The organism is Pseudoalteromonas sp. SG43-4 (assembly GCF_014164325.1).
In the GTDB taxonomy this organism is placed as follows: Bacteria; Pseudomonadota; Gammaproteobacteria; order Enterobacterales; family Alteromonadaceae; genus Pseudoalteromonas; species Pseudoalteromonas distincta.
The window spans coordinates 376,965-398,814 of sequence record NZ_JACJFB010000001.1 but is presented as its reverse complement, the minus strand read 5'-3'; the positions used below and the strand labels follow the sequence as shown (position 1 = coordinate 398,814).

General features: G+C 38.9%; 23 protein-coding genes. 11 read left to right on the top strand and 12 right to left on the bottom strand.

Annotation, left to right across the window (positions count from 1 at the left end; translation table 11 throughout):
• Positions 1-37 precede the first annotated feature (37 nt).
• From H5160_RS01755 to H5160_RS01740, 4 genes are all read left to right on the top strand, one after another.
• Positions 38-496 (top strand): hypothetical protein, encoded by a 459-nt coding sequence (locus H5160_RS01755; RefSeq protein WP_182736515.1) that lies wholly within the window; start codon positions 38-40, stop codon positions 494-496.
• A gap of 70 nt (positions 497-566) precedes the next feature.
• Entirely contained in the window at positions 567-1,397 is an 831-nt protein-coding gene (locus H5160_RS01750; RefSeq protein ID WP_182736514.1) for a DUF692 domain-containing protein, read from the top strand.
• Positions 1,394-2,167 (top strand): putative DNA-binding domain-containing protein, encoded by a 774-nt coding sequence (locus tag H5160_RS01745; RefSeq protein WP_182736513.1) that lies wholly within the window; start codon positions 1,394-1,396, stop codon positions 2,165-2,167. Before H5160_RS01750 ends, H5160_RS01745 begins: the two co-directional genes overlap by 4 nt.
• A gap of 41 nt (positions 2,168-2,208) precedes the next feature.
• Complete coding sequence (locus tag H5160_RS01740) at positions 2,209-3,078, top strand: DMT family transporter (protein WP_182736511.1); 870 nt, start codon at positions 2,209-2,211, stop codon at positions 3,076-3,078.
• Between the two features lie 6 nt (positions 3,079-3,084).
• Here H5160_RS01740 and H5160_RS01735 read toward each other — a convergent pair whose 3' ends face one another.
• The 7 genes from H5160_RS01735 to H5160_RS01705 form a co-directional block, all read right to left on the bottom strand.
• Complete coding sequence (locus H5160_RS01735; RefSeq protein ID WP_182736510.1) at positions 3,085-3,783, bottom strand: M15 family metallopeptidase; 699 nt, start codon at positions 3,781-3,783, stop codon at positions 3,085-3,087.
• On the bottom strand, positions 3,783-4,913 hold the full coding sequence (dapE, locus tag H5160_RS01730; RefSeq protein WP_154903259.1) for a succinyl-diaminopimelate desuccinylase: 1,131 nt from the start codon (positions 4,911-4,913) through the stop codon (positions 3,783-3,785). The genes H5160_RS01735 and dapE overlap by 1 nt, the downstream gene beginning before the upstream one ends.
• Positions 4,910-5,257, bottom strand: a complete 348-nt coding sequence (locus H5160_RS01725; RefSeq protein WP_024594546.1) for an ArsC family reductase — start codon at positions 5,255-5,257, stop codon at positions 4,910-4,912. The genes dapE and H5160_RS01725 overlap by 4 nt, the downstream gene beginning before the upstream one ends.
• 4 nt (positions 5,258-5,261) lie before the next feature.
• On the bottom strand, positions 5,262-5,759 hold the full coding sequence (locus H5160_RS01720) for a PTS glucose transporter subunit IIA (protein ID WP_002959694.1): 498 nt from the start codon (positions 5,757-5,759) through the stop codon (positions 5,262-5,264).
• A gap of 3 nt (positions 5,760-5,762) precedes the next feature.
• The gene (locus tag H5160_RS01715; protein ID WP_002959696.1) at positions 5,763-6,149 is read right to left on the bottom strand and encodes an ACT domain-containing protein; all 387 of its coding nucleotides are present in this window, start codon (positions 6,147-6,149) and stop codon (positions 5,763-5,765) included.
• A 227-nt stretch (positions 6,150-6,376) separates the two neighbouring features.
• Positions 6,377-8,536 (bottom strand): phosphate acetyltransferase, encoded by a 2,160-nt coding sequence (gene pta / locus H5160_RS01710; protein ID WP_002959697.1) that lies wholly within the window; start codon positions 8,534-8,536, stop codon positions 6,377-6,379.
• Between the two features lies 1 nt (position 8,537).
• Positions 8,538-9,752: an acetate kinase gene (locus tag H5160_RS01705; RefSeq protein WP_182736509.1), complete on the bottom strand. Its 1,215-nt coding sequence runs from the start codon at positions 9,750-9,752 to the stop codon at positions 8,538-8,540.
• A gap of 282 nt (positions 9,753-10,034) precedes the next feature.
• Here H5160_RS01705 and yfbV point away from each other — a divergent pair, with 282 nt between their 5' ends.
• Positions 10,035-10,481, top strand: a complete 447-nt coding sequence (gene yfbV / locus H5160_RS01700; protein ID WP_024596543.1) for a terminus macrodomain insulation protein YfbV — start codon at positions 10,035-10,037, stop codon at positions 10,479-10,481.
• Here the strand turns inward: yfbV and H5160_RS01695 are convergent.
• Genes H5160_RS01695 through xthA form a run of 3 tightly spaced genes read right to left on the bottom strand, consistent with a single transcriptional unit; the run spans position 10,478 to position 12,749 of the window.
• The gene (locus H5160_RS01695) at positions 10,478-11,293 is read right to left on the bottom strand and encodes a putative RNA methyltransferase (protein ID WP_182736508.1); all 816 of its coding nucleotides are present in this window, start codon (positions 11,291-11,293) and stop codon (positions 10,478-10,480) included. The two genes, yfbV and H5160_RS01695, sit on opposite strands and share 4 nt — an antisense overlap.
• On the bottom strand, positions 11,290-11,937 hold the full coding sequence (locus H5160_RS01690; protein ID WP_182736066.1) for an energy-coupling factor ABC transporter permease: 648 nt from the start codon (positions 11,935-11,937) through the stop codon (positions 11,290-11,292). Before H5160_RS01690 ends, H5160_RS01695 begins: the two co-directional genes overlap by 4 nt.
• Before the next feature lie 5 nt (positions 11,938-11,942).
• Positions 11,943-12,749 carry an exodeoxyribonuclease III gene (gene xthA, locus H5160_RS01685; protein ID WP_182694965.1) on the bottom strand — a complete coding sequence of 269 codons (807 nt, stop codon included), beginning with the start codon at positions 12,747-12,749 and terminating at the stop codon, positions 11,943-11,945.
• 240 nt (positions 12,750-12,989) lie between these two features.
• Between xthA and H5160_RS01680 the strand changes: the two genes are divergently transcribed.
• The 4 genes from H5160_RS01680 (at position 12,990) to rluB (ending at position 15,781) form a co-directional block, all read left to right on the top strand.
• Positions 12,990-13,421 (top strand): hypothetical protein, encoded by a 432-nt coding sequence (locus H5160_RS01680; RefSeq protein ID WP_007582577.1) that lies wholly within the window; start codon positions 12,990-12,992, stop codon positions 13,419-13,421.
• A 227-nt stretch (positions 13,422-13,648) separates the two neighbouring features.
• A complete protein-coding gene (locus tag H5160_RS01675; protein ID WP_002959711.1) occupies positions 13,649-14,170 on the top strand; it encodes an EF-hand domain-containing protein in 522 nt (173 codons plus the stop codon).
• A gap of 151 nt (positions 14,171-14,321) precedes the next feature.
• Positions 14,322-14,912: an SMC-Scp complex subunit ScpB gene (gene scpB / locus H5160_RS01670; protein ID WP_002959713.1), complete on the top strand. Its 591-nt coding sequence runs from the start codon at positions 14,322-14,324 to the stop codon at positions 14,910-14,912.
• A complete protein-coding gene (gene rluB, locus H5160_RS01665; RefSeq protein WP_024595359.1) occupies positions 14,909-15,781 on the top strand; it encodes a 23S rRNA pseudouridine(2605) synthase RluB in 873 nt (290 codons plus the stop codon). Before scpB ends, rluB begins: the two co-directional genes overlap by 4 nt.
• 81 nt (positions 15,782-15,862) lie before the next feature.
• Here the strand turns inward: rluB and H5160_RS01660 are convergent, their stop codons facing one another.
• On the bottom strand, positions 15,863-16,609 hold the full coding sequence (locus H5160_RS01660) for a YciK family oxidoreductase (protein WP_002959717.1): 747 nt from the start codon (positions 16,607-16,609) through the stop codon (positions 15,863-15,865).
• A 206-nt stretch (positions 16,610-16,815) separates the two neighbouring features.
• On the opposite strand from H5160_RS01660, the gene H5160_RS01655 reads away from it, so the two are divergent.
• A complete protein-coding gene (locus tag H5160_RS01655) occupies positions 16,816-19,245 on the top strand; it encodes a VolA/Pla-1 family phospholipase (protein ID WP_182736507.1) in 2,430 nt (809 codons plus the stop codon).
• Positions 19,246-19,345: 100 nt separating this feature from the next.
• Positions 19,346-20,362, top strand: coding sequence for a protease SohB (sohB, locus tag H5160_RS01650; protein ID WP_182736506.1), 1,017 nt, complete (start codon positions 19,346-19,348; stop codon positions 20,360-20,362).
• Positions 20,363-20,458: 96 nt separating this feature from the next.
• Here the strand turns inward: sohB and H5160_RS01645 are convergent, their stop codons facing one another.
• Complete coding sequence (locus H5160_RS01645) at positions 20,459-21,793, bottom strand: dicarboxylate/amino acid:cation symporter (protein ID WP_182724288.1); 1,335 nt, start codon at positions 21,791-21,793, stop codon at positions 20,459-20,461.
• Positions 21,794-21,850 lie beyond the last annotated feature (57 nt).

Below are 21,850 nucleotides of genomic sequence, written 5' to 3'. Positions count from 1 at the left end.
TCTTGCTAAGAGTTATATCACTCAGAGGAATTAAAAAATGAAAAAGTTTACAGGTGCAGCAATGGCTGTAATGGTAGCAGGTTTAGTTGGTTGTAATGCAATAGAGGCAGAAACGGCAACATCAAGTGCAGTTGCTAATAATGGCGCAACAACTGATTTAGTTCATTGTTATGATGCGAATGTATGTGGTGGCCATAACGATTGTAAAACAGCTGAGAATGCATGTGCAGGTCAAGCGTCATGTAAAGGGACTGGTTTTGTAGTAATGCCTGCAAAATCATGTGCTGACGTTGGCGGTACAGTAAAAGATAAATGGGTTGGCAGTGTAGCTAAAGCAGATTTAGTACATTGTAACGATGTAAATGTGTGTGGCGGTCATAACGATTGTAAGACTGCTAATAATGCTTGTGCTGGACATGCATCATGTAAAGGCACCGGTTTTGTATCAATGCCTGCAAAAGCATGTGGTGATATTGGTGGCTTTGTAGGTAGCTAATACAAATTATCGAACGCATAAAATAAGCCTGAACGATGTGTTTTCTTATTCAGGCTTATTAAGGAAGTTTATGACAAATCGTTTTTTAGGTTTTGGTTTAGGACTGAGAGCCCCGCATTTTGAGCAAATTATTGCAGAGAAACCATCTGTAGATTGGTTTGAAATTATCTCAGAAAACTATTTTGTAGCCGGTGGAAAACCTTGGCATTATTTAAATAAAATAAGAGCAGATTATCCGATTGTTATGCATGGGGTATCAATGTCGATTGGTAGTATTGACCCTATTAATAAGGACTACTTAAATCAGTTAAAAAACACAATTGCGAGGGTTGAGCCGCAGTGGGTGTCTGATCATTTATGTTTTACCCAAGTGGGCGGTATTAATAGCCACGATTTACTACCAATGCCTTACACCTCAGAGGCGCTTGATCATTTAGCAAATAAAATTTCACAAGTTCAGGACTACCTAGGGCGCGAAATGATTTTTGAAAATGTATCGAGCTATTTAACCTATAACGATTCACAAATGAGTGAGTGGGAATTCTTAGCGCAATTACATAAGCAAACAGGCTGTAAGTTTTTAATGGATGTAAATAATGTTTATGTAAGTGCGCGTAATCACGACTTTAATGCAATGGATTATTTATCAGCTATTCCGAGTACAGCTATTGCACAAATTCACTTAGCAGGACATCAAGACTTTGGTACGCATATTATAGATACGCACGATGAAGATGTTCCCGATGCGGTATGGGACTTATATGCTCAGTATGCAAACACATTAAATCCGGTAAGTACCATGATTGAACGCGATGATAATATTGGCTCCCTTGATGATTTAATTACTGAGCTTGAGCATGCTAAAGCGCTAGTGAAACCGTTTTGGGATATAAGTTCATGAGTGATTTAGCAAAGTTGCAAAAACAGTTTATGAATTTACTGCAAGGTGAAAGCTCGGATATTAGCGAGCAAATTGCGCAGCAAGGGCAGTTAAATACACAACAGCGACTCTCTATTTATCAAAGCGCTTATAAAATTCGCTTAAGAGCCGTGATTGAGCAAGATCACGAACAGCTGGGCATTTACTTAGGTGATGATTTATTTGAGATGATGGTTGATGGTTATTTAGCTTTATATCCTTCAACTCATACGTCACTACGAATTTTTGCAGAGCAACTACCAGATTATTTAGCCGCTAATACTCCTTTTAGTGATTACCCCATACTTGCAGATATAGCCAAATTTGAACGACTATTACTAAGTACTTTTGATGCAAGCGATAAAACATTACTTAATGTATCAGAGCTTGAAAGTATTGAACCTCAACAATGGCCAAATTTACTATTAAAATTACATCCAAGTGTACAGTTAGTTGCGTTTAATACGTTGGCGGTTGAAAGTTGGCAGGCAATAAAACAAAAGCAAACACCGCCAGAGCCAAGAGTCTCAGAACCTCGCTTTTGGGTTGTAGCACGTGATGCTCAAAGGCGTACACAGTATTTAAGCGTTAATGCACAAGAATATCGCTTACTGAGTTTATTAAAACAAAACACACCCTTTGCACAGTTATGTCAATCCTGTTTAAATGAACTCCCAGGCGAGAAAATCGCTGGGTTTTTAATTACTAAAATTAATCAATGGCTTGAACGTGGTTGGTTAATTAGCGAGTGAGTTAAAACAATATAGTTATTTTTCGTTGCGAAGGAATTTTTTTGAAAGCCACCATATACACATTAATTGCTTTAATTGCGTTTGCCGCAAATTCTCTTTTTTGCAGAATGGCCTTAGCAGAAGGTTATATAGATGCTTGGAACTTTACTGTTATTCGCTTACTTAGCGGGGCTGCATGTTTGGGCATTATAATGGCTATTTATACCCATAATTTAAAACGTAAAGGCACATTCAATCCCGCTATTTTAAGTGACAGAGGAAGCTGGCGAAGCAGTATTAGCCTGCTTGTTTACGCGCTTTGTTTTTCGATTGCCTACGTAGAGCTAGATACCGGTACCGGTGCACTAATTTTATTTTCTGCTGTGCAACTTACTATGATTGGCTGGGGTATTTATCAAAATGAGCAATTAAGCGTACTCCAGTGGTGTGCATTTATAGTGGCGTTATCTGGTTTTGTATATTTAATGCTGCCATCTGCAGCGGTGCCTTCATTATTAGGTGCATCACTTATGGCACTCAGTGGTGTGGCATGGGGTATTTACAGTATTCGCGGTAAAGTGTGCGTATCGCCACTGCGTACTACTGGGTTTAACTTTATAAGAAGCTTAGTTGCTATCCCTGTTTTATTACTTGTAGGTATGAGTTATTTAAAAAATATGAGTATTGAAGGGGTATTACTTGCGTGTGCCTCGGGGGCAATAGCGTCTGGAGTTGGTTATAGTGTTTGGTATGTAGCAATGCCACTACTTAAAAGTACCCAAGCTGCGGTTGTGCAACTTTGTGTGCCGGTACTTGCTGCCATTGCTGGTGTTATGTTTTTATCAGAGCAGGTAACAATGGAGTTTATAGTAGCAAGCTCGTTAATATTAGGGGCCGTGCTGGTGTTTATTTTAAATAAAAAGAAGGCTTAATAAAACCTAACCTTCTTTTAGGTGTGGGCTTACGTTTGTTACAAAGCGTTTATAAATAGCAGGTAAGTTATCAAGTATTGCCTGCTTACCCTGTAGTTCACTGTTTTTTATGCATTCAGAAAGTACTTGCTCGCTAAGTTTATTCACTAATAATTGTGATTGCTTAATATGGCTTATATGCCAAAGCTCAGGTGCTACGCCACCTAAATCATGCTGGTAAGGGCGATAAAAACCAAATTTAACTAAGTTAGTATCAAGCCAATTACTTAAAGGTGCAAACGGACCACCTTGCAAGTATTCATCAGGTGTTAGCTGTAGCTTATAATCATCACTGACCGCAGCTTTATCAAACACATCTAAGTCAGTCCCTAAATGGTGTCTGCTTGCGCCAGGTAGTGCAGAGTAGAGCATTATTGCTATGCATTTATCTACATCATTTAATTTAGTTAAATTTACAACCTTTTGCTGTTTATTATAAACAGGTCGAATACCTAAAAACTTATTATTCCAAATAATTGACTGGCGTTCAAAGTCGCGAAAACTTGAGGCAATAGTAAGATCAAATCCCGCTTTTTGAGCTGCACTTTGCAGCGCTAAAAAGTCGCTAATAATAGCGCTGTGCAAGCGATGATTTAGTATGTCAGTTAAATGTGTATCACTTTGCCCTGTGATACACATTATCGATGTTGGTTTAGTTACATCCATTATGCTAAAAGTTGCTCTAGTATTTGCTCGTAAATGTCGGTAAGGGCTATTAAATCATCGGTACTTACGCATTCATCTACTTTATGAATAGTTTCGTTACGTGGGCCAAGTTCAATTACTTTAGCACCTGTTTGTGCAATAAAGCGACCATCTGATGTGCCGCCGGTAGTTTCTAGGTTTGTGGTTAAACCGGTTACTGATTTAATCGCTTTTACTGTGGCATCAACAAGTGGGCCGTGCTCGGTAATAAAAGGTAAGCCATTTACTATCCAGCTTAATTCATAATTTAAGTTATGCTTTTGTAGTATGTCATTTACACGTTGTTGTAATTGCTCATGTGTTACTTGCGTGCTAAATCTAAAGTTAAACTGTACTTCTAGCTCACCCGGGATCACGTTGCCTGCACCTGTGCCGCCATTAATATTTGAAATTTGAAAGCTGGTAGCAGGGAAGTATTCATTTCCGTTATCCCACACCGTTTGGCTAAGCTCAGTAAGGGCAGGGGTTGCTAGGTGAATTGGGTTTTGTGCTAAATGTGGATAGGCGACATGCCCTTGTACACCCTTAACGGTTAAAAAAGCGGTAAGTGAACCTCTGCGGCCATTTTTAACAACATCACCTAATACATCTCGTGATGAAGGCTCGCCTACTAGGCACATATCAATTTTTTCACCGCGCGCCTCTAGCGTATCAATTACACGGGTAGTCCCGTTTATAAACGGGCCTTCTTCGTCGGAGGTTATTAAAAAAGAAATTGAGCCTTTATGATCTGGATGTTTAGTAACAAAACGCTCGGTTGCAACAAGCATTGCAGCTAACGAGCCTTTCATATCGGCAGCGCCGCGCCCATGTAATAAACCGTCTTTTATTAATCCTGAAAACGGCGGGTGTTGCCAATTTTTCTCTGGGCCTGTTGGCACAACATCAGTGTGGCCTGCAAAACAAAAGTGCGGTGATTGTGTGCCTTTTCGAGCCCATGTATTTAATGTGTCGGTAAAAAATAATGACTCAATATTAAAACCAACCGCAGCAAGGCGATCGTTCATCATCTGTTGGCAGCCAGCATCCTCGGGCGTTACTGACTCACGTTGTATTAGTGCTTGAGCGAGTGCAATTACATCATCTTTCATGATTTAAATATCTCATCGTATTGGGCTGCTTTAAAACCTAAGTGGTAACTGCCATTGTTAATAAGTACTGGGCGTTTGATCATGGCAGGTTGTTCAACTAACAATGGGATAGCACTTTCTTTAGTCAAACTCTGTTTTTGCTCATCAGTTAGTGCGCGATAAGTTGTGCCACGTTTATTAACAAGCTGTTCCCAATCGAGTTTATCTGCAAAATCACTTACCATTTGCTCATCTACGCCATCTTTGCGGTAATCATGAAACGTAAATTCGATGTTGTTGTCGGCTAAGTATTTTTTTGCTTTTTTTATCGTGTCGCAATTGCTAATACCGTATAGAGTGATCATAAATTTAGTTCTTCTTAATAATAGTTAATAAGGTATCTACATCCGCATTTACATGCGAATGTGAGTAATGAAATGTGCCGAGATTATGGCCGTTAAGTAAGATTAAACTGGCCAGCATAGGCGTTTCTAGTTCGCGTAAATCAAAATAAGCGAGGCGCTGGCCTTTACTTATTTCACTACCATTTAATTGTGCAATATGAGTATGTGTAATTGATTGCGAACCGGTAATAGTTAAGTTGATTAAAACTTTTAAACCATTTTTAGCCTGTAAAATAAACTCAGTACCTGCGTTTTTTACTTGTAATAACGTGCCATCAAACGGCGCTAAAATTTTGTGGCTACTGAGCTTTACAGTAATACCAGGACCGAGAATACCAAACCTAAAAATAGGTTCGGGGTGTTCTTGAAGCGGTATTACTTTACCTGTAAATGGGCTTGTAATAAGGATGGCACTGCGGGGAGTTTTATTGAGTGCTAGATATTCAATTGTTTGTGCTTTCATATGCTATTGGGCCACCACGTTGTAACCATCTTTTTTTAAGGCGTTAAGTGCTAGTGAGGCCGTTTGCTTTTTTACTAAAATATAATCGGTATCGTAGGTTGAGATTGAAAAAATAGAAATTTTAGCGCGTGCTAATACACCCGATATATTAGCCATTATTCCGGTCAGCGAAAAACCAAGTGGGCCAACCACCTCAAGTGCTTGCCAATCAGATTCGGTATCTAAACTCTCTATTTCAAAGCTACTAGGGCAAACAATAGATAGTTCATCCTGGGTTTTAGATATAAAAAATAAAGGAAGCTTGAGTAGCGCCGCAGGTATATCGGCGTCAACATCTAAACTGTGAATAGATAAAACCGTGCTGTGTAATTGTAATGTTTGTTTTGACATTAAACGCCTGCGATACAGCATTATTGATAGCTTTATAGTATAGATTATTGCCTTCAAGTTAAAGGTGTAAGCGTGACTAAAATGAGCATTTGGAAGTGGGTTTTAATAGAGATTAAAAACTTACCCACAATTTCTGTGGATAAGTATGGGGGTTGCAGGGTATAAATAGCCTAACTAGTTAATTATTAAATAAATAATAGCTAGGCTATAAAAAGCACACGTTGTGTTTAATGTGCTATTAGCGCTTCTGCTTGGGCTGCCTGAATTGCAGTTAAGGCGATTGTATACACAATATCATCGACTAATGCACCACGGCTCAAGTCGTTTACGGGTTTGCGCATACCTTGAAGCATAGGGCCGATACTTATTAAGTCGGCACTGCGTTGTACTGCTTTATATGTTGTATTACCTGTATTTAAATCTGGGAATATAAATACAGTCGCTTTACCAGCTACAGGGCTGTTAGGTGCTTTTTTAAGTGCTACATTTTCCATTATAGCGGCATCGTATTGTAGTGGGCCGTCGATAATTAAATCAGGACGTTTTTGTTTTGCTATTTTTGTGGCTTCACGTACTTTTTCAACATCGGCACCCGTACCTGACGTACCCGTGCTGTAGCTTATCATGGCTACACGTGGCTCTATGCCAAATGCAGCTGCAGAGTCGGCAGATTGAATCGCTATGTCAGCAAGTTGTTCAGCATTAGGGTCGGGGTTAATTGCACAGTCGCCGTAAACTAACACTTGATCAGGTAGCAGCATAAAAAATACGGATGATACTAGTGATGATCCTGGCGCTGTTTTAATTAACTGCAGGGGCGGGCGAATTGTATTGGCAGTGGTATTTACCGCGCCCGATACTAAACCATCTACTTTACCTTGCTCAAGCATCATTGTGCCAAGTACGACGTTATCTTGTAGTTGCTCTTGTGCTACTACAGCAGTTAGGCCTTTGCTTTTACGAATTTCGACCATAGGCGCAATATAATCATTTATAATACTTTTTGGCTCGATGATACTTACATGTTCGTTTAGCTCAATACCTTGCTGCTGTGCAATACGCATTATTTCTTCGCGATCGCCAAGCAATATAGTTTTAGCAATGCCACGTTGACCACAAATAGCAGCCGCTTTAATTGTACGAGGTTCATTCCCTTCTGGTAATACTACGGTTTTATCTGCTTTACGTGCTTTATCGGTTAATAAATAACGAAATGCAGGTGGTGATAACTTACGCGTTTTGCCTACACTTTGAGCTAGAGTATCGAGCCAGCTTGAATTGATATGTTCTGCGTTGTGATCTTTTACTTTTTCAATGCGTTGGTCATCATCATTTGGTACTTCCATATTAAAGTTATGCAGTAATAGTGATGTGCGCCATGTGTCGGCATCGGTTGCGAGTATTGGTAAACCGGTTTGCATAGCTTGTTCACACAAAGCCATAATACGTGGCTCTGGCTCAAAGCCACCGGTGAGTAATATAGCGCCAAGTTTAGTGCCGTTCATAGCAGATAAACACGCAGCAACAAGTATGTCAGAGCGATCGCCCGGTGTTACTAATAAAGCACCTGGCGTAAAATAATTTAAAATATTAGAAACCGTACGAGCGCAAAAAGTGATACGACGCAGGCGACGATGAAGCATATCGCCTTCGTTAATTATTGTTGCTTTTAAATACGCGCTTAAGTCTTTTACGCGTGGCGCTACTAAGTCAAAATCCCACGGGATTGCGCCAAGCAACATAAACGGATTTTTTTTAAAAATAGGTAAAGACGCTAAACGATTTAACTCGTTTTCAAGCTCTTCGGGTTTGTAAGCGTCGACTAAATCGGCGCGTGCACGGCCTTCTTCATCAAGTGGCGCATTTACTTTATTAAAAATACAGCCCAGTACACGAGGATGATCGATTCCACCGTAATTACCTGCTGCAATTTCTAGGCGGTCTTCTATTTGAGTAATGGTGTAATTACCAGGGGTAAGTACAAATACAATTTCAGCGCCGAGTGTTTGCGCAATTTCGCGGTTTACACGCCCAGCATAAGGTTGGCGACGAGTAGGCACCATACCTTCAATAATAGCTACTTCATCGTCGTTTATTTTACTTTCAAAGCGTTCAACAATTTCCTCTAGTAGATCATCACCTTTACCGTCGCCAATCATTTGCTCAGCATAATCAAGAGCAAAAGGGGTGGGTGGGTTAATAGGTGAACCTTGAGTGACTATTTGTGTTGACTTTTCAGGACCTGTTTCGCCTGAACGAGGCTGAGCGATGGGTTTAAAAAAGTTAACTTTAACTGTTTTTTGCTCAAGAGCGCGAACTAAACCAACTGATACCGACGTTAAACCCACACCGGTAGACACAGGAATTAACATAATACGACGTGCCATATTAAAGCTCCTTTACGATGTTAGCGGCATCAAGTGCAATAACCCACTCTTCGTTGGTCGGCATTACTACCACTTTGGGTGAAGTATTGGCTGAACTAATAATACCTTGATTACCAAAACGTGCATCAAGATTGCTCTTCTGGTCACAACTGAACCCTAAAAAAGCTAATTGATTAATGACATTTTCACGTATGATATCGGAGTTTTCGCCAATGCCGCCAGTAAATATAAGTGCATCTAAACGTTGTAATGGTACCATGTAGGCTGCAATTTGTTTGGCTAGTCGGTAGCAAAAAATATCCAGCGCTAAACGTGCTTGTTTATGTCCGGCAACAGCGGCTTCTTCAATCGTTCGACAATCGTTAGAGAGTTCGCTAATACCTAGTAGGCCGCTTTCTTGGTTTAATAAATTATCTATTTGCTGAGCGTTGTAACTAAGCTGTGTAGTTAAAAAATTAAATAAACCGGGGTCAATATCTCCACTGCGAGTACCCATAACAATACCAGCCAATGGTGTTAAACCCATACTGGTATCAACACTTTTACCATTTTTTATTGCAGTAACAGAGCAGCCATTACCTAAATGAGCACTAATGAAATTACTCTTTTCTACAGGCTGATTTAATAATTTAGCAGTTTGTCCTGCTACATAGTAATGACTTGTGCCGTGCATACCATAGCGTCTTACACCGTAGCCTGTATAAAGCTTATAGGGTAGGGCGTAAAGGTAGGCAACTTCATCCATAGTTTGATGAAATGCTGTGTCAAATACTGCTACTTGGGGTAAACCTATAAATGAAGCTTGTGCAGATGAAATACCTAACAAGTTCGCATGACCATGTAGCGGCGCTAAAGAAGACGCTTTAGTAATACCGTTAATTACGTCTTCATCAATTAAGACTGACTTTGTGAAATGCTCTCCGCCATGAACAACACGGTGCCCAACAGCAATAAGGTGCTCATCAAGGTTATGATCCTTTATTAAGCTTACAAGCGTATTTATAGCCTCAGCATGCGCTTGATTAGCCGCTAAGTCGATAACCGTCTTAGTTCCATTAAATTTGTATTTAATTGAGGGGGCTTTGGCGCCCAAGCGTTCAGCAAGGCCTGATATAATTTCGTGACCGTCGTTTGCATCAATAATGGCAAACTTTAAACTAGAGCTACCACAGTTTAAAACTAAAACATGTTGGGATTCAGGTGAGGTTGTTGGCATAGATTCAATTTCCATAAACAAATTTAGTAAGTGAACGTTAATACGTGATAGTTACACTTACGGTATTAAATAAAGCTAGAACAATTAAATGTTCAACTGCAAAGTGGTTAACTCAATGTTAAATATTTTACCTTATTTATGATGTTTAAGTTAGGATTGTTCGCCATTAAAGGGGAAATTTAAGCTCTTTTACTGAGAAAGTGTAACTCCCTCATTTTGTGTTACACTTTGGTATAGCTCGTTTTCTATTGTATTTAAAAGCAGTATCTGTGAGGAGTCATGATGCAAAAAAGTGTGATGTCACAACTACAAACAGGCCGTTTGTATGGTAAAAAATGGCCAATGCGTAAAGAGCTTGCGCCTTTGTTTTTAGAGTTTAGAGTGATTAGAGCGACCGAGCTTGCCATTACAGTAATGCCAATCTTGGCTATGTTAACGTTGTTTTTTCAGCTTAATTACTTAGGTTCTGATTTTTTACCTCAAGCTATTGCGAGTGCATTATTCTTTATATCGCTACCTTTACAAGGTTTATTTTGGTTAGGCAAACGAGCGCAAACGCCTTTAGATCCTGCAATGCAAAAATGGTACAACGAGCTGTACACTAAAATGGCGGCTAATGGATATCAAACGCAGTTAAGTGAAAACAAGCCCCGTTATATGGAGCTTGCTAACTTACTTAAAGATATGTTTGAAAAAATGGATAGAGCATTTACTAAAGAGCAGTTTTAGCGGGTTATACCATTATCTATTTTGGTAAACTGAGTAATATAAAATGATAAGGTGACATTGTGTTCACCTTTTTCTTCGAGTGCTGTCCAGTGCTCGGGTCTAAATTTCCATGCAAATGGCGTCATCATTATTAAATTTTTAATATCAGTAAAGCTAAGCGCTACATGCTCTGTTAAAAGAGTCTGTTCTGCTTTTTGAAACCCTTTTGGCGTGGCTATTTCAGTATGTTCGTTTACTTCTGAATATATATACGATTTTAGCTCTTTTAAATGATAAGGGCCTGGGCTTGCTACCACTAATGTTGCGTTTTTATTAGCTAGACGTTCAAGTTCTTCCTCAAACAAAGGCGCAAATACACTAATAAGTACATCAGCAAATTGGCTTTCAAAAGGCACTTGGCTAATTGATGCAACACTAAAATGGCACTTAGGGTAGCGCTTTGCTGCATATTTAACGGCAGATTTTGAAATATCGACACCGTACACTATAGCGTCTGTTTTACTTGCTATTGCCTGGGTATAAAAACCTTCACCGCATCCTAAATCAATAACCGTATTCGCGCTTATTCGACCGACTAACTCGCTAAGATTTTGTTGTAAAAAGCGGTAGTACCCACGCTCTAAAAATGCGCGTCTAGCTTGCACCATTTCAAGGGAGTCGCCCGGTTGTTTTGAATTTTTTTGTTGTACTGGCAGTAAATTAACATAGCCTTCTTTGGCAAAATCAAAGCTGTGGTTGTTAGCACAACGAAGTGTTGAATCAGCTTTCAAAAGTGCGAGATTACATAGCGGGCATTGATATTGTAGACTCATGAGTCTAGGTAGTCCTTATCGTAAAAAGTTTTTACCCAATGCGGGCGATAGGTGATCATAATTGTTATAGCCATGCCGTTGAGCATTGCTTCAGGAAACCAAATTATGGCACTTAAATAAACGTAGTTATCTGCAAGTTCTTGCCAATTGTATTGCCCTATAGCTAAGTAAAATAGAGCACCTAGGCTTATTTTTATACAGGCTATAAACCCTGCAGTTATAAACGCACAAACAAATATATAAACAAAAAAATGACGAGGTAAATACTGGTAACTAATTATAAAGCCAAGGTAGCTTAGTAAAATAGGAATAAACGCACCAATAAGCAGTTGTACTGGTAACAGTTCAAGTTCAATTTGACCAAAGGCAGCGAGTAGCGCTGTGGCAAGTAGGCTACTTAAAATAGTCAATCGCCAGCCTAAAATTAATGTAGCAGCCGTAACACCAAGGATGTGTAAATCAAGGCCAGTTAAAATGCCAGCCTTTATTCGCCAAAGCACTGCAAACACTAACGCACATGCAAGAACTCCAGTTTGACGGGCTGGCGTATTAAGCAATGTTTTATATGTTTTTTTATCAAAGCTTAGTAGGGCAATAATAATTACAAGGGCCCAAAGTAGCCCTTGTATTGTTATGCTGAGCATAGTAATTACTTAAATGTTGACCATATAGGGGCATGATCTGAGGGTTTTTCAATACCGCGCAGTTCGTAGTCAATACCAGTATCTATACAGCGTGCTGCAAGCTCATTAGTTGCAAGTACTACATCTATTCGAAGCCCTCGGTTATCTACAAACCCTTTAGAGCGATAGTCAAACCACGAATATTGATCGTCTGTTTCTGGGTTTTGTTCTCTAAAGGTGTCTTTAAAGCCCCAATTAAGTAATGTTGAAAGCCATTCACGCTCTACCGGTTGGAAAGAACACTTACCCGTTTTTAACCAACGCTTTGCATTAACTTCGCCAATCCCAATATCTAAATCGGTGGGTGATATGTTGATATCGCCCATAACAATGACGTCTTGATCAGGGGTGTGGTTGGTTTCAAGGTGTGTCATCAAATCTTTATAAAATTGTCGTTTATAAGGAAATTTAGTTTCGTGATTAATATTTTCACCTTGTGGGAAATAGCCATTCATGACGGTAAGGTCGCGACCGTTATCTTGTTCAACAGTGACGCTTATCATGCGTTTTTGCGATTCCTCTGTATCGGTAGCAAAGCCTTTTAAGACCGATTTAGGCTCTTTTTTGCATAACATAGCTACGCCATAATGGGCTTTTTGGCCATGAAAGTAGACGTGATATCCCATTTTTTGTACATCTTCTAGTGGGAATGCTTCGTCATGAACTTTAATCTCTTGCAAACCAATAACGTCTGGTTGATGTTTGTCGATAATTGCTTGTAATTGGTGAAGACGAGCACGCAGACCATTGATATTGAAAGAAATCACTTTCATAAAATTTACCTTAAAATTGGATCTATTTAATGAATTAAATTGTATCAGTAAATACGCGTACATAACATGACTGAAATGAGAAAATAGCTGCACAAATGTTGATCAATTGGTGAGTAAAGTTTAAACATTGTAAATGCAGTATTAATTTTTTAAATAAATAAAAAATTCAATTGAACTTAACTTTATTGAATATATAATGCGCGAAATTCACTTGTTTAGCTCGTTCAAATAGGATCTCTCATGAAAACACAACTACTTTTAGCTACTGCTTTATTAGCATCTGCAACTGCTTCAGCACAAAGCAATACTTACTTCAGTCAAGATAATAAAATTGAGTCTAAGTTATGTGTACTAAGCGCAAACGAAGGCTTTAGTGTTGCTCGTAAAGAAGCTGCTCAGCACGGTGTTTACTTATCTCGTTTTTCTAAAAGCATTTTATGTAATGGTGAAGATATTCGCGATATTGCTAAAAAAACGACATTAAGCAACGCATCAGTTGAGAAAGTAGAAGTATTTGCAAAAGACGCTCAACAAGAAACTCAATTATGTATGACGGCTTTAAAACAAGGTTTAGCACCTGTTCGCCAAAAAATTGGTAACTTAAACTCATTAAAATGTAATGGTCAAAACGTTACTGAGTTTGTTAAACGCTACCAAAACGCAGCAATCTAATTATTAGCTGAACTATATAACTAAAATTGAGATACCTGGTTTTTTACCGGGTATTTTTTTGCAAAAATTACAAGGTTGTTTGCAAAGCTTGCAAGCTTAACTTGTTGAAACTGTTCAATAAATGCACCAACCAAGATTAAGTTGTTGATTCTTATAAGTTAACTATTATTGGCATTGGATTTGTATTAGTTAAAGTGACATTTAATTAATTACGAAGGATACGTCATATGAAAAAGTTAACATTAGCAGCCACTATTTTAGCATCATTAAGCCTAGCGGCTTGTTCATCTAATCAGGGTCTTGAAAGAATAGACAGTGACTTTGCAAGTTTAGATAATGACAGCGATGGCTACATCTCAAAAGTTGAAGCTGATGACGATAGCATTTGGGGCCATTTTTCAAATATTGATACCAATATGGATAACGAAATTAGCCGCAAAGAATTCAACACTTACATGAAGTTAAACAATGGTAAAGTAGCCACTGATTCTGAAGTAAGTGAGTCGGCATTTAAAGCTGAAATCGCTAAATTCGATAAAATTGAAAGCAGCTTTTCAAGCTTAGATAACGACAGTAATGGCTATATTTCGGTAGTTGAAGGTAACGACGATGATATTTCAAATCACTTTGGTTACATGGATAAAAACCAAGATAAGCGCATCAGTAAAAGCGAGTTTATGGGTTACATTAAAAAATACGGTAACGCAGTAGCTGAAGATGATGCATTAGAAGCCATTAAACACAGCTAATATTTGTTGTTTTAAAGAGTAAATTAGAAGCCAGTGATAATCACTGGCTTTTTTGTATTTAAAATCTAGTTATTTAGTAGATATATTTTCCTAGTTTGGCGTTGTTCTGTCATAATAGATGGCTGTGTATTTTTATTTGTTAAGAGTGTGTATGGCGGGTCGGCGAATTAGTGATGAACAACTAGTTGAGATCATTGAAGCAGCTATTTTTGTTGCAGATAAGCCTGTGAGTAAACGCCACCTTAAAGATACTGTATTAATAGATTTAGCTATTTCTATGGCGCGAATAAACGACGCAATAGATACAATACAAGAACATTTTCAAACTCGTGGTATTCGCTTAGTTGAAGTTGGTAGTGGGTATCGTTTTCAGGCATGTAGTAGTTTAAGCCCTTGGTTAAATAACTTGTGGCAAGAACGTGCACCAAAATACTCACGTGCTTTACTGGAAACATTATCACTTATTGCATATAGGCAGCCCATTACGCGCGGTGAAATTGAGCAAGTAAGGGGTGTTACTACGGGTTCGAATATTATTAAAACCCTACTCGAAAGAGAGTGGGTTAAAGTGGTAGGGCATAAAGAGGTTCCGGGTAAGCCGGCTTTATATGCAACTACTAAACAATTTTTAGATTATTTTTCGTTAACTGGACTTGAAAACTTACCTGCGCTGCCAACAGAGCAGCAAAGTAAAATTAACCAGTTATTGAGCGATCCTTCTGTGAGAGAACCATCCGAATGAGTATTATACAAGGTGAAAAGTTACAAAAAGTCTTAGCCCGTGCAGGCGTAGGCTCACGCCGTGAAATGGAAAAATACATTGATGCAAACCGCGTTAGTGTAAACGGTAAAGTGGCAAAGTTAGGAGACCGTGTTGAAGAAACCGATTTGATTCGTGTTGACGGGCACACTGTAAAGATTGAAGAAAAAGCAGATAGAATCTGTCGTGTGATTATGTATAACAAACCCGAAGGTGAGTTAAGCACACGTAAAGATCCAGAAGGGCGTCGTACAGTATTTGACCGACTTCCTCGTATTGATGGTGAGCGTTGGATTGCGGTTGGCCGATTAGACGTTAATACTTCGGGTTTGATGCTCTTTACTAATGATGGTGAATTAGCTAACCGCTTGATGCACCCAAGCTATGAAGTAGAGCGTGAATACTCTGCGCGTGTATTTGGTGAAGTAACCAATGAAACGGTTAAAAACTTACTACGTGGTGTTGAGCTTGAAGATGGTCCAGCCAAATTCACGACTGTAACCCCTATGGGTGGCGAAGGCGTTAACCGCTGGTTTAACGTAACGTTAAATGAAGGACGTAACCGTGAAGTACGTCGTTTATGGCAGTCTCAAGATGCGGAAGTATCTCGTCTTATTCGTATTCGTTACGGTAAACTAGAGCTTGATAAGCGCGTGCCACAAGGTGGTTGGATGGAGTATGATTTAGAAACAGTAAACTACTTACGCAAAACCGTTAAATTAGGGCGCGAGACACAAACTAAGCTTTCTGTTATGCCTGAAAAACGCAAAGATAAACGCGCTAAAATCAACCAGATCCGCAAAGCAGTTAAAAAACACAATCAACGTGTTAAGCCTACTAAACGTAAATAATAAATTAGTTATTTATTGAACACAAAAAAGCCGCTAATTGCGGCTTTTTTAATGTGTTGTTTAAATTTTTTAAACTCTAAATTACTTTTTTACTTGAGCATCTAACGATTCGCCATTCACTTTACTAGAATCATCGCTCATCAAGTATAAGTAGGTTGGCATTAAATCTTCTGGTGTAGCAAGCGCGTCTCTATCTTCTCCTGGGTATGCAGCAGCGCGCATAGAAGTGCGAGTAGCGCCTGGATTAATACAGTTTATACGAATATTCGTTTTGCCTACTTCACATGCCCATGTTTGCATCATGCCTTCTACAGCAAATTTTGAGATGGCGTATGGCCCCCAAAACTCACGGCCTTTGCGGCCTACACCTGATGACGTAAATACTATCGATGCATTATCAGACTTACGAAGAACAGGAAAAAGCGCTTTAGTGATCATCGCTTGCGCGGTCACGTTTACTTTCATTATGTTTTCGAACGTAGATGAGCAAAAATGTTCAAGTGGACCAAGTGACCCTAAAATACCTGCATTATTAAGCAAGCCATCAAGGCGGCCAAATTGATATTCAATTGTTGCAGCAAGGTCACGATAGTTTTGTTTAGTTGCGCCTTTTAAGTCCATGGGCACAATTGCAGGTTTAGGGTAACCCGCATTAACAATTTCATCGTAAACACATTCAAGTTTATTAGTTGTTTTTCCTAATAAGATAACTGTAGCGCCGTATTTTGCATACGTAATTGCTGCTACTCGGCCAATACCATCACCGGCGCCTGTTATTAAAATAATTTTATCTTTAAGTGCGTTTTCAGCCGCTTGATATGTGTGCATAAAAGTACCCATTCATCTATTTTTTTTGATTTTAACATAGCGAAACGTGAAGTAATCGAATTTATTGTAAAATTAGGTGGCGAAAATAGAAACTTTACGTTAAGTTTAACTGGTCTAATGTCTCATTAATAACCTGATTACATTGTTTTAACTTAATACACTGATTAAACACACTATAAAAATAAAATATGTGCGGAGCCAACAATATGAAAAAAATGCTACTTTCACTCTCTGTTACAGCTGCCTTGGCAGGTTGTGGCGGCGGAGAAACGTTAGAAGATGTTAAGAACGACACAGCAACCGTTATTCCAACAGCAACGGTTACTTTTGACCCTGCTGCAGGTATCTTATCGGTACCTAATGATTTATTAATGAGTGGAACCCAAGACGGTACACTTAATATTCCTGGAGAATTAGATGACAACAATGTGTCTATTTCTCGAGCAGCTTATGCAGATCCTCAGCTTGCTCTAGGCGCACTTGACGGTTGGTCTTCTCAGGTTCCTTATAAAATCGATTTAACATTCCCACCAAATGTTAGCTTAGATGAAACGTCTGCTGGGACACCAGGTACAGTTCGCATTTTTGAAGTAGTAATGGGTGCAAGTTTAACTGACGCAGAATGTTCAGTTGTTGCTGCCGGTACAGCTTGTAAATTGGTCGGTGAGCTTACTTTTGGTGTTGATTTTGTTACTCAAGCTTCTGGTGATGCCGTTGCAATTATTCCTTTAAAACCATTTACGGCAGGTAGCTCATACATCAATGTACTAACTACTGGCCTTAAAGATTCATTAGGACGCTCTATCGAGCCTTCTTCTACTTATGGTCTGGTTAAGCAAGAAGCGCCATTAATTACAGAAGCCCAACTTGGTTTGCAGGGCGCTGTTAACAGTTACGAAAATGTAGTTGTAAGTTCAGGAAATATAACAAAAGAAGATATTATTTTTTCTAGCGCAATGACTATTCAGTCTGCGGGGCCAGTACTTGGGACAATTAAAAAATTGCTAGCTGCAAGTTTGCAACAGCCTGCGATGCCAACGCCTGCGCTTCAAGTTCCTGAACAACCTATGGTAAATGTGCAACAGGTATTTGCTTCTCAGGGTGTAGAAGTGTCTGCTGCTTTCTCTGGTGTGCAATATCAAAAAGGTAGCATTATGCTACCGATGTATCTAGGTACACCAACGGGTACTGATATTAGTGATTTAAGTGATACATATTGGCAAGGTATGTGTGATAACGCGGTGGCAATAATCGGTTACAAGGCCGTTGCTGGTGATGCATTTCCGACAGATCCTATTAGTGAAAATGATGGTTTATGTTCTGCATTAAGTGACGGGCAATTACGTGACTTAGGACTAGATAGCACACGTCATTTAACAAAATATAACTCCATTCCAAAAGTACAAAGCATGGCAAATGTGCCAGTGCAAGTTACTAAGCCTATTTTACCAATAATTAATGGTGTACGTGCGCAGTTACAATTAGATCCTATCGCAATGCCTGATAGCGGATGGCCAGTTGTTATTATGCAACACGGTATTACAACACAAAAAGAAAGTATGCTTGCTTTAACGGCGCAGCTTTCTATTCAAGGCTTTGCAACAGTTGCTATTGACCATCCAAGACATGGTGAGCGTGGAATAGATGTTGATGGTGATGGAACAGACGACTTTAATGCAACAACAGGTTCTGTGCTTAGTTACATGAATTTAAGTTCATTACTTGTTGCGCGTGATAGCTTACGTCAATCAGCGGCTGATTTATTAGGTTTACGTTTAGGTCTAAACTTTATTAATGATGCAACGATTAATGCGCAAGATGTAACTTACATTGGTCATTCATTAGGCTCTATTGTAGCCCCTGCATTTATTGCACAAGCTAATAACCCATTAGCGCCAACCGTTGACCCATTATTTAATGTAAACACAGTAGCACTTGCAAGCGGCGGCGGCGGTATAGCTAGCTTCTTACTAGAATCAGCTGCATTTGGTCCATTTATTCAAGGTTCAGTACTTTCACAAGCAGGTACAACAGAAGCTGATGAGTTTAACGCGTATTTACAAGTTGATGCAGTGTCTAACTGTGGTGCAGTATTGCCAGATATGGAAGCATATTTAACCTGTGGTTATAACGAGTATGTAGCTTCGTTAACTACAGCTGGCGAAACAAGTAAGCTTACTAATATTCAAGGAGTGTTTACTCAATTTGCATTTGCGGCGCAAACAGCACTTGATAGTGGCGATCCAACTAATTATGCAGCCACTGTAAAAGCATTAGGCACTCCTGTTTATACTAATGTTGTTGTGGGCGATGGTGTTGATAACAAGCCTGACCAAGTGATACCACCAATGGCAGCAAATAATCCTATTTCAGGCACAATTCCATTAGCTAACTTGATGGGTCTTGAAACAGTAAGTACTTCGCAAGCATTGACTGAAACACCAACAAGCTACTTAGTTAAATTTACTAAAGGGCATCATGGTTCTATCTTAACGCCAGCTCAAGATGATGCACAAGCTGCAACTGTTGAAGGCAGTGCTGCCGCTAATACAGAAATGCAGTTGCAAGTAGCTACTTACTTAGCTGCTCGCGGTCGAATGTTATTAGTTTCCAACCCTGAGGTTGTGACTGATTAATAACCAGTAAAATAATTAACCTTTAAAAGCCACTGAAAAGTGGCTTTTTTTTGCTTTAAAGCATGCTAAATTAGCTGAAATTTATAAATGGAGAAACCAGTTGGAATTTTTATACGAATACGGTTTGTTTTTTGCTAAAACAATTACTTTTGTTATCGCTATAGCAGTTATTCTAATGCTAATAGTTGGCGCTGCAGTTAAGCCTAAAGCCAAAAAAGGTGAAATACAAATTGACGACATATCAGAGCAATTAGTCGATCTTAAAGAAAGTTTTCTACAAAATACGCTGGGTAAAAAAGAGCTTAAAGCACACCAAAAGCAGCTTAAATCGCAAAGTAAAAAAGCAGATAAAGATGAGCCTAAACCTCGTTTATATGTAATTGACTTTGTAGGTAGTATGGACGCTCACGAAGTAGAAAGCTTACGAGAAGAAATAACAGCCATTATCTCTATTGCTAACCCAAGTAAAGACAAAGTACTTATTCGTTTAGAAAGTGGCGGCGGAGTTGTGCACGGCTACGGACTTGCTGCATCTCAGCTACAGCGTATTAAAGATGCCGGTATTCCTTTGAGTGTTGCAATTGATAAAGTAGCAGCGAGCGGTGGTTACATGATGGCGTGTGTAGCCGATGAGATACTAGCAGCCCCTTTTGCCATAGTTGGATCTATTGGTGTGATAGCTCAAATACCTAACTTTAATAAAATATTAAAGAAAAATGATGTGGAATTTGAGCAAATTACTGCAGGTGAGTTTAAACGTACGCTTACTTTATTTGGTGAAAACACAGATAAGGCCCGTGAAAAATTTCGTGAAGAAATTGAACAAACACATGATTTATTTAAAACGTTTGTAAGCACTCAACGCCCAAGCTTAGATATAAACTTAGTTGCGACAGGCGAGCATTGGTTTGCAACTCAAGCGATTGATAAAGGTTTGGTAGATGTTATAAAGACAAGTGATGATGCATTGCTGGAGCAGCAACATCAGCGCCAAATTTATAAGATTAAATACAAAATTAAAAAGGGATTAAGCGATAAGCTAGCTCTTGGCCTGAGTAGTGGTGTAAATAAAGTGGGAATAAACTTACTCTCTAAATTTAAATCCCTAAATCCTTAGATTAGAATTTTTTTACGATTCAGTTTAATTCTTTCTACTCGAAAAAAAACCTTGATGTATTGCATCAAGGTTTTTTTATAGCTGTATAAATGTAGCTTATGAGTCAATAGACTGATGATAATCTTCTAAGTCTTTAGCTGCATTAGGGTCGTTAAAGATGCTCTCATCAAGTTCACCTTCAGATTTAGCCACAACACAGGTAACCATACAATCGCCAGTTACATTAACTGCTGTACGTGTCATATCTAGCAAGCGGTCTACACCGATAATAATTGCAATCCCTTCTACAGGTAAGCCAACTTGGTTAAGTACCATGGCCAGCATTATTAAACCAACACCAGGTACGCCTGCTGTACCTACAGAGGCAAGTGTTGCTGTTAGTATAACCATTAGATAATCAGAAATTGTTAAATCTACACTAAACACTTGTGCAATGAATACGGTAGCCACACCTTGCATGATGGCAGTGCCATCCATGTTAATGGTAGCACCCAGTGGGATAGTAAATGAGGCAACCGAGTTATTAGCACCTAGTTTTTTAGTAGCAGTTTCAAGTGTAATAGGCATAGTTGCGCTTGAGCTCGAGGTACTAAATGCAAATAAGCATGTGTGCTTCATTTTTGCTAAGAAAATAAGCGGGTTTAAGCCCGTTAATATTTTTAAAAGCAATGTGTAGTTTACGAAAGCATGTAATAACAGTGCAAGCACTACAACGCCAAAGTATTTGGCTAGGCTAACAATTAAGTTAAGCTCAATTGTTGTAAATAGTTTTGCCATTAAAAAGAACACGCCATAAGGTGCAATGTTCATTAACAGCGTAACTAGTTTTAAGATTACTGTGTTTAAATCTTCAAAAACACTTGCTACGCGTTTGCCTGTTTTACCACTTAATGCCATTGCTACACCAAATAATAGTGCAAACACTATAACTTGAAGCATATTACCCTTGGCCATGGCTTCAAATGGGTTAGTAGGAAACATATCTATAATTACACGTGCAAGGGTAGGCGCTTCTTTGGCATCATAAGTTGCATTAGATGGCAAGCTTATACCTTCACCAGGGCTAAATAATAAGGCAAGTGTAATAGCCACCGTTATAGCAATAGCCGTAGTTAATAAATATAAACCAATAGATTTACCACCTAGGCGGCCTAGTTTTTTAGGGTCACTTAAGCTACAGGTACCACAAACGAGCGATACAAAAACAAGAGGCACAACTAACATTTTTAAGCTGGCAATAAATATTTGGCCACCAACATGGAAAATACCATCAACAAAAAAGGCTTTAATTGGCAAAGAGAATAACCCAAGTGGTATTAGATAATCGTCTTCACCAGCTAATATAGCCTGAAATATAAAACCTACTGCAACCCCAAGCGCCATACCAATCATGATGCGAGTGGTTAAACTCATTGAACGGATTTTTGACATATTCCCTGATCTACATTTTATAAATTTGCCATAGACTACCAGCAAGGAAATATTTAC